Source organism: Tepidibacter sp. Z1-5 (assembly GCF_037844525.1).
Lineage (GTDB): Bacteria > Bacillota > Clostridia > Peptostreptococcales > Peptostreptococcaceae > Tepidibacter_A.
In genome coordinates, this window is the sequence record NZ_JBBMMD010000015.1 from 15621 (window position 1) to 31841 (window position 16221).

The window sequence follows — 16221 nt, forward strand, 5'->3', positions numbered from 1 at the left end:
TTTAAAGATTATGATAGGTAGTAAATTAACAGACTTTACATTTATATAGCTAAAATTGTTATTCTTCTAAATAAAAGATATGATTTGGAGTTATGTTAGTATTTTTATGTAACTAACACATTCTACGTACATTGTATGTAGAAACATATCTTAAAAAAACAACTTTATTTATAATTGACTATAAAAGGGCTGATAAAAATTTTGATAAAAAATTTAATAGACACTAATAAAGGAGTAAATGCATACCCCTAATAGGGGGGGATTTTTTGAATATAGAACTAATACTATGTGGTGTTTTTTGGATTATAACTTACGTGTTAATAATAGCTAAAAGTCTTAAAGATAGAACATATGGCATTCCATTTTTTGCTATTTCTCTTAACTTAGCTTGGGAATTTACCTTTTGTTTTATATATCCACCTGAAAGCTTTTTAATAGCTCGTATTATATTTTTAATATGGTTAATTCTTGATTTGATCATACTATGTATTTTTTTTAAATATGGATATAAGGAATTTAAATGTAAAAAACTTTTAAAAAATTATCGTAGCTTGTGGAACTTGTGTTTATTTTAAAACTACTCCTAAAAACAGTTATTCATTTATGTCAATACAAATGTTTGAATTAACAGGTTATTATTCGGGTTTTAGTCCAAAAAAGGTGTAAATCAAGTTTAAAATAAAAGCCATGGCTCTAAATTAAAGGTACCCATTGGCATCTACAATTACCATCCCTTCATAGGCTTTTTCTATGAATTCATCTGACACTTCAATTCATCATATGAGCACTCCATGCCAACACCTCCCATTTAGTCATCTCCTCTCTTAATAATATTATATTATGTAAAAAATTCGAGGGTGTATCCAAAAAGATACACCCTCGTGGGTAAAGTTATTTTCATAACGATACAGCAATATTTAATATGGTGCCTTACTTATCTCTCTTAACAATAACTGCTTCACCCATACCGCCACCTATACAAAGAGTAGCTAAACCATGAGTTGCATCTTGACGCTTCATCTCATGAAGAAGTGTTACAAAAATTCTCGCTCCACTTGCTCCAATTGGATGACCAATCGCAATAGCACCACCATTTACATTTACTTTATTCATATCTAAGCCTAAATCTCTTACAACAGCAATAGCTTGTGCTGCGAAAGCTTCATTTGCTTCAATTACATCTAAATCTTCTACTTTAAGGTTAGCCTTAGCAAGTGCCTTCTTAGTTGCAGGAACTGGACCATAACCCATAATTGACGGATCTACACCAGCAGACGCATGAGATACGATTGTAGCTAATGGTGTAATGCCTAGTTCTTCTGCTTTTTCTTTTGACATAACTACAATAGCAGCAGCACCATCATTAATTCCTGACGATGAACCTGCAGTTACTACTCCATCCTTCTTAAACGCAGGACGTAATTTTGCAAATCCTTCTACAGTCGCGTTATCTCTAATATACTCATCTGTATCAAATACTACTGGGTCACCTTTTCTTTGTGGAATCATAACAGGAACAATTTCTTCCTTAAATTTACCTGCATCTCTAGCGGCAGCAGCTCTTTGTTGACTTACTGCAGAAAACGAATCAAGTTCTTCCCTTGTAATTGACCATTGCTCTGCAATATTTTCAGCTGTAATACCCATATGGTAATCATTAAATGCATCCCAAAGCCCGTCTTTAACCATTACGTCATACATTGAGCCGTCGCCCATACGTTGACCCCAACGAGCACTCTTTATCGCATACGGTGCCATACTCATATTCTCTGTACCACCTGCAACAACAATATCTGCATCGCCTGCGATAATCGCTTGGCAAGCCATAGACACTGTCTTAAGACCAGAACCACAAATCATATTTACTGTTACTGCTGGTACCTCTTTAGGAATGCCAGCCTTCATAGCCGATTGACGAGCAACACCTTGTCCGTAGCTTGCTTGAAGTACACAACCAAATAATACTTCATCAACTAACGCTGGTTCTACTTTTGCTCTTTCTAGAGCTTCTTTAATAACAGTAGCACCCAAATCCATTGGTGTTACATTCTTTAAACTTCCGTTAAATGAACCTACAGCAGTTCTCACTGCACTTGCAATTACTATTTCTTTCATAATTCTTTCCTCCATCCTATTTTTCCTTGTTACATTTAAATCATTTCAATTAATGAATCTGAAACAATTAATTTAGCTTCTGTTGCTTCTTGAATTTGTTCCAATGTGAACTCTGGGTTATATTCTGTAAGTAAAAGCCCTTTATCAGTTACTTCCATAACACCCATCTCTGTCACAATTTTGCTAACTTTACTACGACCTGTAAGAGGTAGATTACATTCTTTCATAACCTTATGATTACCTTTTCCTTCAACTATAGAACCATGGTATTATAAATTAAAACTATTAAATCTATAGCTTCTTGTGTAGCTTTAATAAGTCTATAAGCATTCTATCACGGAATTTAGTAAGATCTTCATTGTTCTGTCCAAACTCAGGCTCTCTGTTTGCCATTTCTTCTACAACACCTTCGTGAGCTATGTCTGCCCATTCCTCTGGCACTTTAGTCCAACTAGCCATATCATTTAACCATAACTCAACCGAAGGACCAATGTGTTTCATTATACCTTTAATACCATGAGGTCCTCCACCTAACTGAAATATTAGATTCGGTCCCATAGTACCATAACGTAATCCAGGTCCAAAACATACAGCCTTATCAATATCTTCGACAGTACATACACCTCTCATTACTAACTCTATTACTTCACGATATAGAGCTACCTGTAATCTGTTAGAGATAAAACCTAAAGCTTCCTTCTGTAAAGTAATAGGTTCCTTTCCAAGAAGTTTAAAGAAATCAGATGCAGTCTTTACTGCTTCCTCACTACTTTTCTCACCCTTTGATAATTCCACTAGCGGAATAAGATGAGGTGGATTATAAGGATGTGCACCTATACATCTTTCAGGATGCTTAGCATTTTTGGCTATCTCTGTAATTAACAAACCTGATGTACTACTTGCATATATTGTTTCTGGGCTAGTATATTTCTCTAATTCATCTAAAATTGCATGCTTTATCTCATATCTCTCTGGACCAGACTCCTGAATAAATTGCACATCACTTACAGCTTCTTTCATACTAGTGGTATAATTTACTAAGCTTTTTGCCTTTTCAACCTCTTCAGCTGTTAATATTTTTTCTTCAAAAAGAAATTTCAAATTATTATCAATATTTGATTTAGCTAACTCTAGTTGTTCCTGTTTAATATCGTATACATTGACAGGATAGCCTTTCATTATAAAGTTCGTAGCCCAACTAGCTCCAATAACACCAGACCCAATACAAGCAATCTTTTTGATTTCTGTAGCTTTCATTTAATAACACTCCTTAAAATTTATTTTTCAAGTTCAAATGCACCTGAAAACAAAAAATTTTAATATCTTCCCCCCCTTAAACATTAATATAGTTTAAGGGGGGGAATTTGAATCTCATGTTTCATTTAAATCATTTCAATTAATGAATCTGAAACAATTAATTTAGCTTCTGTTGCTTCTTGAATTTGTTCCAATGTGAACTCTGGGTTATATTCTGTAAGTAAAAGCCCTTTATCAGTTACTTCCATAACACCCATCTCTGTCACAATTTTGCTAACTTTACCACGACCTGTAAGAGGTAGATTACATTCTTTCATAATCTTATGATTACCTTTTGCAGTATGCTGCATCGCAACAATAACTTTCTTTGCTCCACCAACTAGGTCCATAGCTCCACCCATTCCTGGAACTAATTTTCCCGGAATCATCCAGTTAGCTAAGTTTCCTTTTTCGTCTACTTGTAAAGCACCTAGTACTGTTGCATCCAGATGACCACCACGAATAATAGAAAATGACATCGCACTGTCAAAGAACATTCCACCTGGTTTAATAGTTACAGGCTGTCCGCCAGCATTAACTAGGTCTTTTTCAACTAAATGTTCTTCTGGAGCTGGGCCTAAGCCTACAAAACCATTTTCTGATTGTAAAAGAATTTCAATGTCGTCACTTACGTAATTTGCTACCATCGTCGGTAGTCCGATTCCAAGATTTACTACGTCACCATCTTTAAATTCTTTTGCAACACGCTTTGCTATAATCTCTTTTGGATTCATTCTTATGCCCCCTCTACAATATGATCTACAAATAATCCAGGTGTCGCAATCATATGAGGATCAAGTTCACCTGATTTAACTACTTTTTCTGCTTCAACAATAACTACATCCGCTGCTGATGCCATAAGTGGATTAAAGTTTCTAGTTGATTGGTTATAAAAAATATTACCTTTTTCGTCAACTATAGAACCGTGGATTAATGCGATATCTGCTTTAATACCTTTTGCTAGGATATAACGTTTTCCATCGACTTCGATAACCTCATTATTATCTTCAACAGGTGTTCCTATTCCAATAGGTGTTAATACTCCACCAAGACCAGCTCCACCAGCTCTAATTTGCTCAGCTAAAGTTCCTTGTGGCACAAGTTCTACTTCGATAAGACCTTCATTCATTTGACGACCAGTTTCTCTGTTAGTTCCGATATGAGAAGTAATTACTTTTTTAACTTGATTATTAACTATTAATTTACCAATACCTTTGTCAATAAAACTTGTATCGTTACATATAATAGTTAAATCTTTCTTGCCGCTTTCTAATAAGCCTTCTATGATAGCATGTGGACTTCCTACTGCCATAAAACCACCAATCATTAATGTCATACCGTCATCAATCATGTTAATGGCATCTTGAAGTTCTAATCTTTTCTTCATATTAATACTTCCTCCTATACATATGATTCTTCTACTGTGATTATATATAGCATTTTACATTTTATGGATAACATTTTAAAAACAATCCAGCTCGTGTATCATTTTTGATACTCCGGCTGTATTTTAGCTATATTTGTTAGATATCAACTGCATTTTTGCATCTTATTTGATACATAATTTTCTTTTTAATATAATTCTATTTTTGTAGTTATTTTGATACATTTATAGTGTTTTTACTCTACAAACAGATAAAATTTATAGCTCCCATGATTTCCTCACCACCTATCGAACTAAAAGGAGCTAAGGTAAATGGATTTCAAGCTGCAGACCTAATTAGACTTTGGGGTGTGATTGTGGATTTACACCCTTTTAAAAAGAGCTGCTGAAAGCTGATTTCGAAAGAAAGCAGTTTTAGAAGCTCTTTTTAAAAGGGTATAAATGATATAATTACTACCCTTTTAATTGGATGGCTATTTTTTTGCTGCTTGACCTTGATCTGCTTTTGCTAGTATCTTGACGATTCCAATGATGCCTCCGATCAGCAATAAACCTCCAAAAACCATAATCAAGCCCCATTCTACAACATGATCAGTTATTTCCGTGATATTCATAAGGCACAGGGTACCATAGGCAAAGGTAATAGAATTCAATGCCGTGTGTGCTATCGGCTTTGTTGCCATAATAAAGAATAGAACCATTGCCAAATACATATTAAACGCTATTTGAGGGCCAAAAATCGGCGCCAATATTCCGAGAACAATCGGTATAGAATACCCCAATACAAGACCTGATGCTGCACCAATGAATATTTCTTTCAATCTTTTTGTGTCAAGCTCATATGCAAAGAAAAAAACAGAGATAAAGAATGCGGGCCATGCATCATGAATGTGCAGTTGTTCAAAAATGACATTGCATATTACAAGCCACGTTACAATCAATGTGGTTAATTTCAGATGTGCCTTCGTGATTTTTGCATTACTTTTCAAGTTATTCATCCTCCTTTAAAATTCACTATTGACTTATTAGAATTATTAAAGCTTTTTACACACTCAATATTTTTTGATTCTCTCATCTTTCTTCATCAGACGCACAGATTATTACAATATATTTTCGCGTAGCATTCAACCTATACTGCAACCATTTGGCATTATGAGTACAACATATTGAGACGTATAGTTCGCTAAGCAATATAACATCAATGGAATATGCCCATTCCCTAGTCTTGTCTGACTAACTTTTATTATGGTCTTATGACTAGGGAATGGGCATTACTTCCAACTTTCTTGAGAACTTAAGTTGCGCATTGCTAAATCTTCATACCTCATTCCCGAAAGAATAATCATTACGCAACCAACATATTTTCGTTATCTCTGAGCACTATATATCCTTGCCATAATTTCCTTGATTGTTCTAAGGTCAATCGGTATAGGACATCTAGAAACATTAGGGTCTGCCAGTATCATACCAGAAATTGAAACTGCCTCTTCTTCAGATTTACAGAATTTTGAAAGTGGTGGAATTCCAACCTTAGCCATTAGCTCCAGCACTGCATCTGCGACCTTTTTACCGATTTCTGCATTATCTTCACTTCCCTTAAAAGTTAAACCCATTGCTTCTCCAATCAACTTAACTTCACGCGGCAGGAATTCAGCTGTCCAACGTAATGTCTCTGGAGACGCCATAGCACATCCAATACCATGAGGTATGTGATACTTTACACCCAATACATGAGCGATTCCATGTCCTATATGCGTTGAGCTGCTATTAAAGGCTATTCCTGCTAGGTTACTAGCTGCTGCCAAGTTTTCTCTTGCTTCGATGTCACTTCCAGTTGCTACAGCTATTGGCAGGTATTTCACCACACGACGGATAGAATCCAGCGCCAGAGCTTCTGAATAAGGATTACGCATTCCTGCTGTAACAGCCTCAATGCTGTGTGCAAAAATATCCATACCAGTATTAGCCGTAACACTAGGTGGTGCAGTTAAAGTTAGTTCAGGATCCACAATTGCTACAGTTGCCGGATGAATCAGAACATTTTTTTCATTGTTTTTTGTATCCGTTATTATCGAATACATCGTACTTTCACTACCAGTACCGGCTGTTGTCGGTATACACACTAGTGGGAATCCCTGTTTCTGGTTCTCTGGTGGTACAAAATAGTAATCCGCTGGAGTTCCAGGATTATTTATTAGAATATTAGCTCCCTTAGCCGCATCCATTACACTACCGCCACCGATTGCCACTAAGCCATCTACCATAAGCTCTCTTGCTTGTTTTGCAATTTCAACTATTGTGTAGTCTGGTGGGTCAGGTAGACACTGGTTGTATTGACTTACTTTGATATTTGCTTGTTCAAGTTTAGTCTTACAATCCGCATACCATGACTGACTAGAAACAAAATTATCAGTAACAAACATTACATGTTTGCATCCAAGCCCTCCTAAGACATTGCTTAACTGTGAAATAGCACCTGAACCAAATTGAACGGGACAAGCAATACTATAGTTCATTATATTCACTCTTAATACCCTCCTTATTTACGCAGTTTATTATTTCTATTTTAATAGTCTCTTTGAAGTCTGTATATATTAGTCTTCAAATCTGCTTAGATTTTCTTCAAATGATAACATACCATCTTCTTTTTCATGCTCATGTACCATTTTAACGATTAAATCATGCGTAGGTGTTGCTACATTGTGCTTACGTCCCATTAATGTAACGTATCCATTAATGTATTCAACCTCTGTCATCTTATTCTTTTCTAAATCCTGAAGCATACTAGCTTTAGCTGGACGCATGTTTGCATAACCTTGGCTAAAGAATTTAATCATTCTTGTCTGCAGGTCACCTTCTGAACTAGCTATTATCTCTTCCAGGAAGTCCTCAAAAGAAGCGCCACTAGCTTTACATACATTTACAACTTCCTCAGCAAGACGTCCGATTTGCTTCATTCCTTTTTCATTGTCTAGAATTCTACCAAATTCACAACATAGTGCAGCAGACATTCCACTCATACAAGAGTTGTATAATACTTTGTTCCATCTAGATTTTTCAAGCTCAGTTGTGATTACAGTAGTACCCATCTTTTCCAGTATCTCTGCTATCATCTTAACTCTGTCATCAACTTTACCGTTGATTCTACCAATTTCAAATAGTATTTCTTTCTTCTCTAATGGCTCTGTTACTTCAGATACTCCTGGCTCGATGAATGTTGCTCCCCAAAGAAGTGTTCCACCAACTGTTCTTTCTTCACCGAAGAAATTAGCTACATATGGTTCTGGGAAACCATTTTGAAGAGTAAGGATTGTTGAATTCTCGTCCACATGCTTGCTAATCTGCTCGAAAGCTTGTTGATTGGCAGTCTGCTTAGTTAAAAGAATAATTAGATCATAAATTCCTTCCATTTGAGAAGGTAAAAGTGCATTAACTGGTTGAGTAAAATTCTCAGAGCCTATCAGCTTAGCTCCTTTTGCGTTCATTTCATTGACATGATCTTCATAAATATCAATCATGTCCATTTTTACGCCTTCTCTATTAAGGATAGCCCCCATAACAGTTCCCATTGCACCGCATCCAAACATTGCTGTTCTCATAATTTTTCCCTCCATTTATTTAATATAATTTAATTTAATATTTTTTAACTATACGTTGATTATATATATCATTAACAGTTTCTGATTTCATGTGCACGCCACCAATACAACCTTTAATCTTAATCTCGCTTAGAGTTTGAATTTTATGATGGTGTGCTGGAGACTCCTCCCAACTCAGCGAGTTGATTTTAAAGTCTGAATATCCAGGAGTGATTTCCATACCATTCATTGGTTTAACTTCATAATCACTTGGAATATCAAATTCTGTTGGTGTAAAAGCAATGTAATCCACGTCAGCACCAAAGTAAGGAGCAGCAGAGTTTGTCATGTGTTTATAGTGGAACATTCCCTCGCTCTTCGACTTCATAACAGCATCGAATACAACAGGATTTTGTGGAAGTTTATTTGAATCAAAAGTCAACTCAAGAAATTTATTACCATATTCAGAAGCTGTAATTGTCACTTTTGATCCATCAACCACAGGGTCACTAATTTCGCAGAACACTTTAGCAAATCCTAACTGTTCTCTGCCTGTTATAATAGGATCCACATGATTTTCCCAAATAGCACCCATATATTGCCCATACATAGGACCTTCATCAGATCTTAAGCACACTGGGAAATTAACAATTATCAGTGCATACTGTTTTTTACCTAACCATGGAATTTCTGTCAAATAATCAACACCGACAATCATAAATGGAGCTATCAAAGACATACCTTCTGGAAGTAACGCTTCTACCTGTTCTGGATCTTCCAATGCCGCAACCGTTATATAGCGGTTTGACTTTATAGGTCCATCTCCTAGAAATCGTTTTCCATCTCCTCTTCTGCGTGGGCTGACACAAGGACCAAAATTTGCCGGCATCATATACATTTCATTCTTATTTTTTTGAAAACTCATCACATTCACCTCATTTAACCTATTTTTATTTGGTCATAACCGTCATCAATACGTTCAAATTCTGCAAAATAAGCACATACGATTTTCTTTGGAATCAATGCCTCAATTTTCTGAATGTAGTGATATTGGGTAGGTGCATCTTCGAACGCAGGTCTGTTCCAGTTGAAGGTAGCACTAGCGCACGACTTATACGCTACATGATTCTTCTCCTCTGCAAAAAGAACATAATCTGCATCAGATTTCACAAACCCCTCCCCTGTACGAGGAAGATACTTATAATGGAAAGTTCCACCATATTGCTTCAAGTAGTCTGGAATTTCTTCCGTTGTTTGATCTGAATTACACACAAAATCTGCTTTTAAAAATTCGAAATCCCATGATTTCGCTTTGAAACTGTTCGTTCCATTATTTTCTTCTTCTTTAATGCAAGCATAAACTTTTGCATGTCCCTTTACATCTCTTCCTGCAAGAATAGAATCTCCGTTATTTTCCCATGTAACCATGTTATAAAGTCCCGTTTTTCCATTCATTTTTACTGGAACCAATAACTCAACTCGGTTCATACTTCGTCCTGCAAGCCAAGCTACATTTTCAAGTGCTTCAAAACGTAGCAGTAAATTTGGGGCTATTAACTCCATTCCCTCAAGTAAAAACTCTTCTAAAGCTGCTCTGTCAACTTCGTATGCAAGATTGTATTGACGTACAGATTCCTGTACACCTTCATATCTTTGTTCGCTATCATTTTGAATCATGCAAGGCTGAGGACCAAAAATGACCGGAGCTGCGTATATTTTTTCTTTTTGTGCTTTAAATGACACGTAAATCACCTCCAAAATAATTTGAACTCATTCTAGTTACATCTTAATTCTATCATAGTTTTTAAAATTGTCAATACTGTTAATCCTTGTTTTCACACACTTTTGCGGTTTTTTTTTTGAAATGCATCTTTTTAAGTTCTCATAAAATCACTTGAATTCATTCAAGCTTGTGTTGGAAGAATACTTTATATAAATAATTCGTTATCATAAAATCGCAACAAATCCCATTTAATAATTCAGTAACAACAGATGGCTAAAAACAGAGCATAATAGGAGTTCTACAACACCGTCTCCTATTACACGCACAGCGGATGATATTGCCTTTATATAACTTTTATTTAGACTTCACACCAGTTCACAAGTTTGACTAAGCAATCTTTTTCCCCTTCAAATAGTAATTAGCGGATTCTTTTATAGTAGAATATATTTTTCTATTTTCGAGTGAAGATACGAAACTGGTTAAAATTAATTCTTTCTGAATGCAACTAGCTATTTCACGCTTTATTACTTGGGGATTTTGAAATTGATAGTTTTTCAATCTTTGATTTAAGATAAGTATTTCCGGTTTTGTTAATTAGTATCCCTAGGATTCAGGTGTCTAATTTTGTTATTTATATTCAATTAATTTATGATTTCTTGTAAAGTGGTGTTAGACTTGAATTTGAATTACTTGCATTAACTTTTCAATAGTGTTAATATTAATTGTGATAGTATTCTTGTATACAAGAAAAAGCAAATACTATAGTTCCATTACTATTTAATTACTAAAAACAAGATGAGGTATTATTATGAATGAAGATGCAAAGCAGAAAATAGCAACAGCCGCCAATGAACTATTTCGCACTCAGGGATATAATAAAACTACTATTAAGCAAATAGTTGAAGCTACAGGGATGCAAGTAGGCAGTATTTATCATTTTTTCAAGAATAAAGAGGAAATTTTTTCATATACAGCCATCTCGACTTTCGAAACATACAGGGAAATGGTTGAAGATTTTTATAAAGATAAGGGTTTAAGCAACGCTTATTACTATGCCGTAACAACATTTTGTACTTTTTATCTTGCAGAGCACTACGACAATTGCTTGGATATTATTTACGAAGCCTTTCATGCGCCTCTAATAATGCATACAATAGCTAGACATACTGCTAGAACTAATATGAACTGGTTTAAAGAGTACAATCCTAATTGTGATTTCGACAGTTTTTATCCTAAAACACTCGCTATGGACGGTATTATATACAGTTATCTTTGTAACAGAGTTAACTGCCTAGATATTCCATTCCGTATACGAATGAAGACTTACTTCGACATAGCACTATCAACGTATAACGTTCCCAAGCACATTATTAGTGAAATTATCTCTGATTCTTGTATTGATCAAATGGAATTCGATGTGAAAGAGCTGCTAAATATTTATGGCACGCGAATTTTTGAAAGAAAGACTAGTCAAAAGTAGTTTCAAAATAATCTACTCTATTTTTGCTAAACCGCCCTCCATTATTTTAATGTTGCATCAATACAATATTTTTGTATTGACATTAGAAAAAAAGCACTTAATGGAAATTTTATTCCATTAGGTGCTTTTTTATATTAATAATATTAATTTATGATAATCATTCCATCACATTTATATATACTTTACCTAAGTTTTTTTACGCTTTTGATTTTTTAAGGCGTTAGCCTGCCCTTAAAAAATCTACATAATCATCATATACCTCTATCATCTATAGCTCTATTCTTAAATTCATTTCCCCTATCAGTATATAGTATTTCAATCTCATTAAGGGGTCTTTTAATCTTGGAAAATGCTCTACATACAAGTTGAGCATCTTTGTTCTTACCCTCAGCATACCCGATGATTTCACTGTACTTATCTTTATTTGCTTTAAAATATCATTTTTCATCTCTAGTCGCTTAATCTCTTTTCTGAGTTTTATAAGTTCATTTTCTTCATCACTTCTATTATCCTTAGCTTCAAAAGATTTTGTATTATTATAATCAGAAACCCTTTTATTTACCGTTGATCTAGCTATATTATATTCTTTAGCTATTTCCTTCATAGATTTACCGTTGTTAGCTAATTTTACTATTTGTTGCTTAAATTCATCTGTGTATCGTTTTGATTTATTAGACATGATATCTTCTCCGATTTTATTTAATTAACATTATCATGTCCGAGTATTTATTGTCTAATTAAGTATAACCTATCCAGTTAGATGTGTTAATGATTATAACCACTATAATTCTTATCTCATATTATTATATTTTTGTATTTATTCTAAATTTGTTTTTTTGACTATTATTATAATAATTTTTTTAGGATATACTACTTAATAGTATATATAATATTTATTAAATTAATTTTGGAGGTATATTTTGAGATATGTAATTGTAAGTGTTGTAAAAGGCAATGCTGGTAATTTTAATAACAACTTAAGAAAAGAAGTTTTTGAAAAGTTTAAAGCTAGATCTTCAAAACTTCCTGCTCATTTTACTATAAAAGCTCCTTTTGAAAGTGATGATATAAATGACTTAGAAAATATTTTAGATAATTTTTCTAAATCTCATAATTCTAGTGAATATAAAATTAAAGGATATGACCATTTTGATGATAGCGTTATATTTATGAAAGTTTTAATGAGTGATGAAGGTAAAACTATTCATGATAAATTAATTGACGATTTAAATAAAATTAATTATTTAGATTTTTCTAAAGAAGATGGTAAAGATAAAGTTTTTCATATTACTATAAGTTCTAAAAAAATAAGAAATATATTTAATAAATTATGGGATTATGTTTCTTTAATACCTTGTGATTTTCATTGTAATTTTGATAATATTTGTATTTATAAATGGGTTGATAATACTTGGGTATTACATAAAGAGTATTTATTAGATTAATTTTTAGAATAATAAGGAACCGTAAAGAGTAAAATCAAAATGTACCCTATAGAGTAGACGATTAAAAAAAAGTCTATTCTATGGGGTACATTTTAATATAAAAAAGGAATCTGCTTAATGGGCTGAACCTTATATATATAAATTTTTGAGGTCAGATAACAATGAGGGATGTTTTTGATTTTCTTCTCTTGTATTTTGAAATCTAGAACATATAATCATGTATTAGACATACTATTTCATCTATAAATTTCATCTTATCATCTTGATTTTCTATTTTTGATATTAGAATACAATTTGAATCTATAGTTGTCATTATTATTTCGCATTTTATATATGAATTTTTTATACTTTCTTTACTATTAATTTTATTAAAAAATTTCATCATTGACTTTTTTGTATATTGTTTATTTTTGTCATTATATTTTCCTATTTCTTTATATTCTTTTTTTATTGTTTCTATATCTTTATAAATAAAGGCCAACTCAGATAAGAGTTTTATATTTTCAATAAAAAAATTTTTTAATACTTTTCTTTTATCATTTTCTTTAGGTAATTCATCTAAAAATTTTTCTATTTTTAGATATCTTTTATGAGATATTCTATTTAATATTTCTAAAAAAATATCACTTTTATCTTTAAAATAATTATAAAATAATCCTGTTGATACTCCTGCTTTTTTCGCAATTTCCTTTGAATTTGTATTATAAAAACCTTTTTCATTAAATAACTCAAAAGCTGCATTTATAAGACATTCTTTTTTTTCTATAGCCCTTTTTTGTTTAGGCTCTCTTATCTTTTGTTGCATATAATCACCTATTTCCATACATTCTTATAATAATTATATATATAAATAAGACATTAATCAATAAATATGAATTAAAGTTCAGTTTTTATTGACTTTTTTCACTCAAAATACTAAAATGTAATATAAAATAAAGTTCAGTTTTTAAACTTTATTTATCAAGGAAAAATTTTTGATGAAAAATAATTGTAAAGGTGTGACTTGGTATGAAAAGTAATACAAAAAATAACTTAACTTTAATTAGGTTAAAAATATTTTTAATAGCTTTAGTAGCTGTTTTGCTATTTTGTATATTTGGAAGCAATAACTTGGTAGTTGGAATAGCAGCAGTTATTACAGCGTCAACTATGTTTGGAGAAGATTATACTGCTGATATAACAACAACTACTATACTACTTGCTATAATAAATGTTTTTATAGGAGTTTTTTCATATATTGCAGGTATAAATCATTTTTTAGGATTAGCTTGTACATTTTTTGTAAGTTTTATTATTTACTATTTATTCAGTTATGATGCTAAACCATCAAAAAGTATTGGATTTATAATAACATATTTAATGTTATTATATTCTCCGGTTCCATTAAATGATATACCTTTAAGGTTAATTGCTCTTGCATTCTCAGGAATAATAATAATGCTATTGTATTGTACTTTATCCAAATACAACTTTAATGCTGTTATAAATAAAGAAATTATCAGTGTTATAGATTTAATAAAAGAAGAGATAGATTTAATTTTAGCTGATAATGAAATAAATAATAAAAATAAATCCGTAAATATTAGATTGAAAAATATAAAACTCAAAATATATGAGAGAATGGAGAGTTCTAAAAATGATTTAGAAAGTACTTATATAAAAGATATACTAATAGTTTTATTAAGAAAATTTAATACAATTCTCCCTATGGCAAAAAGAAAAGAAAGTAACATAGTTATGCTTGAAAATATAGCAAAAATGCTTGAAGATATAAAGTTATATATATTAAATGAAGATAGTTTGGAAAAGTTAAAGGATGACTTAAAAAATTATTATAACAACCTAGAAACAGATAAAATAACAGACGATATAGACAAATACAATTACTACATTTTAAAATCCTCAATAGAAGAAATTTACAAATCCATAGAAGATATGGATAATGTTAAATCGCTTTATATAAATGAAAGAATTAAATTGTTAAAATTAATTAAAGAAAATTTATATGGGTTAAAAAATAATATTAAAATGACTTCATTAAGATTTAATATAGCAACAAAAGCATCCGTATTAATTTCTTTATCTGTTTTTATAGTGAACTATTTTCATATATACCAAGGACAATGGGCTATATATACAATAGCAATATTGCTATTCCCAAATGCTGAATTTAACAAAAAAAGAGCTAAGGATAGGATAATAGGTACTATTATAGGAGGTATTTTATTTAGTATAATAAACTTGATTATAAATGATAATGTAGTTTTGATGATAATTTTACTGATTATATCTGCATACCATTCATCATTTACAGTGCCTTATAATATAAGATCTATCTTTATAACATTTAACTCTATATTAGGTGTTGAAATAATGTATCCTAACAATATAGGTTTTATATTAACTAAATATAGAGTATTGTTCACTTTAATAGGTGCAATTGTTACAGCAATAATAATGAATATTTTCTTTCCTTTTAAATTAAAAGATGATACTAAAAATACTATAATAAAATATATAGATTTAAATAAACGCATTTTAAATGAATTAGATAAAGATAATATAGATAAAAATAAGTTAGAAATTATGCTACTTACTACTAATTATTTTTGGAGAAGAATCAATTATAATAATAAAGAATTAAAATGCAATGATATTGAAAATCTATTAAGTGAACAAAATAATTTTATTACTGATATAAGCTTTCTATTAAAAGCAAGTAATTATCTAGATAATAACTCTACTTTCGTAAACTCAATAGCGAAGATTTTTAATACAAATATTAATGTGCAAAATTTTGATGAAAAAGCAAAAGACATCTTTAATTCATTAAATAGTGATACTGAGAAATTAATAGTAATAAACATGTATAAAATCTATTTAGATGTTAAAAATATAAATTTATTAGGTCAGAAAATTATTGATACTTTGTAGAAAATACTGAGTATGTAATTAAATGTGTGTAAGTTTCATATTTAAATTTAAATTTAAATTTTAGATTTAAGAAATTGATTGATTAATTATTATTGATTTTATAGAGCTTTGTCTTTCCTCATTTCTAGTTAATAAAGTTGTCATTCCTTTTCAAATAAATATACTCATATATTTATTTTCCAAAAATCAAGGAATCCTTTTTGAAATTAAGGATTCCTAATTATTAATTAAAATTTTTAACTTTGTCAACAATCTAAAAGAATCAT

At 31.5% G+C, this 16221-nt stretch carries 16 protein-coding genes; 4 read left to right on the forward strand and 12 right to left on the reverse strand.

Annotated elements, in window-relative coordinates:
- Window positions 1–266 precede the first annotated feature (266 nt).
- Window positions 267–575, forward strand: coding sequence for a transmembrane-type terpene cyclase (locus tag WJW32_RS14875; RefSeq protein ID WP_445330204.1), 309 nt, complete (start codon window positions 267–269; stop codon window positions 573–575).
- A gap of 355 nt (window positions 576–930) precedes the next feature.
- Here WJW32_RS14875 and WJW32_RS03885 read toward each other — a convergent pair whose 3' ends face one another.
- From WJW32_RS03885 to WJW32_RS03930, 10 genes are all read right to left on the reverse strand, one after another.
- Window positions 931–2115, reverse strand: a complete 1185-nt coding sequence (locus WJW32_RS03885) for an acetyl-CoA C-acetyltransferase (RefSeq protein ID WP_340255343.1) — start codon at window positions 2113–2115, stop codon at window positions 931–933.
- Window positions 2116–2150: 35 nt separating this feature from the next.
- On the reverse strand, window positions 2151–2273 hold the full coding sequence (locus WJW32_RS03890) for a hypothetical protein (RefSeq protein WP_340255267.1): 123 nt from the start codon (window positions 2271–2273) through the stop codon (window positions 2151–2153).
- 133 nt (window positions 2274–2406) lie between these two features.
- A complete protein-coding gene (locus tag WJW32_RS03895; RefSeq protein ID WP_340255270.1) occupies window positions 2407–3372 on the reverse strand; it encodes a 3-hydroxyacyl-CoA dehydrogenase family protein in 966 nt (321 codons plus the stop codon).
- 125 nt (window positions 3373–3497) lie between these two features.
- Window positions 3498–4145 carry a 3-oxoacid CoA-transferase subunit B gene (locus WJW32_RS03900; RefSeq protein ID WP_340255273.1) on the reverse strand — a complete coding sequence of 216 codons (648 nt, stop codon included), beginning with the start codon at window positions 4143–4145 and terminating at the stop codon, window positions 3498–3500.
- A 2-nt stretch (window positions 4146–4147) separates the two neighbouring features.
- The gene (locus WJW32_RS03905; protein ID WP_340255276.1) at window positions 4148–4798 is read right to left on the reverse strand and encodes a CoA transferase subunit A; all 651 of its coding nucleotides are present in this window, start codon (window positions 4796–4798) and stop codon (window positions 4148–4150) included.
- Between the two features lie 470 nt (window positions 4799–5268).
- Window positions 5269–5784 (reverse strand): hypothetical protein, encoded by a 516-nt coding sequence (locus WJW32_RS03910; protein WP_340255279.1) that lies wholly within the window; start codon window positions 5782–5784, stop codon window positions 5269–5271.
- 378 nt (window positions 5785–6162) lie between these two features.
- The gene (locus tag WJW32_RS03915) at window positions 6163–7311 is read right to left on the reverse strand and encodes an iron-containing alcohol dehydrogenase (protein WP_340255346.1); all 1149 of its coding nucleotides are present in this window, start codon (window positions 7309–7311) and stop codon (window positions 6163–6165) included.
- Between the two features lie 78 nt (window positions 7312–7389).
- On the reverse strand, window positions 7390–8394 hold the full coding sequence (locus tag WJW32_RS03920; RefSeq protein ID WP_340255282.1) for a ketopantoate reductase family protein: 1005 nt from the start codon (window positions 8392–8394) through the stop codon (window positions 7390–7392).
- A gap of 34 nt (window positions 8395–8428) precedes the next feature.
- The gene (locus tag WJW32_RS03925; protein WP_340255284.1) at window positions 8429–9298 is read right to left on the reverse strand and encodes an acetoacetate decarboxylase family protein; all 870 of its coding nucleotides are present in this window, start codon (window positions 9296–9298) and stop codon (window positions 8429–8431) included.
- 14 nt (window positions 9299–9312) lie between these two features.
- Window positions 9313–10116, reverse strand: a complete 804-nt coding sequence (locus WJW32_RS03930; RefSeq protein ID WP_340255287.1) for an acetoacetate decarboxylase family protein — start codon at window positions 10114–10116, stop codon at window positions 9313–9315.
- A gap of 788 nt (window positions 10117–10904) precedes the next feature.
- On the opposite strand from WJW32_RS03930, the gene WJW32_RS03935 reads away from it, so the two are divergent.
- Window positions 10905–11576, forward strand: a complete 672-nt coding sequence (locus tag WJW32_RS03935; protein WP_340255290.1) for a TetR/AcrR family transcriptional regulator — start codon at window positions 10905–10907, stop codon at window positions 11574–11576.
- Window positions 11577–11844: 268 nt separating this feature from the next.
- Here WJW32_RS03935 and WJW32_RS03940 read toward each other — a convergent pair whose 3' ends face one another.
- Window positions 11845–12255, reverse strand: a complete 411-nt coding sequence (locus WJW32_RS03940) for a transposase (RefSeq protein ID WP_445330205.1) — start codon at window positions 12253–12255, stop codon at window positions 11845–11847.
- A 241-nt stretch (window positions 12256–12496) separates the two neighbouring features.
- On the opposite strand from WJW32_RS03940, the gene WJW32_RS03945 reads away from it, so the two are divergent.
- Window positions 12497–13021, forward strand: a complete 525-nt coding sequence (locus WJW32_RS03945) for a 2'-5' RNA ligase family protein (protein WP_340255293.1) — start codon at window positions 12497–12499, stop codon at window positions 13019–13021.
- Between the two features lie 202 nt (window positions 13022–13223).
- Here the strand turns inward: WJW32_RS03945 and WJW32_RS03950 are convergent, their stop codons facing one another.
- Window positions 13224–13826, reverse strand: a complete 603-nt coding sequence (locus WJW32_RS03950) for a TetR/AcrR family transcriptional regulator (protein ID WP_340255296.1) — start codon at window positions 13824–13826, stop codon at window positions 13224–13226.
- 203 nt (window positions 13827–14029) lie between these two features.
- Between WJW32_RS03950 and WJW32_RS03955 the strand changes: the two genes are divergently transcribed.
- Window positions 14030–15955, forward strand: a complete 1926-nt coding sequence (locus WJW32_RS03955; RefSeq protein WP_340255299.1) for an FUSC family protein — start codon at window positions 14030–14032, stop codon at window positions 15953–15955.
- Window positions 15956–16221: the final 266 nt, after the last annotated feature.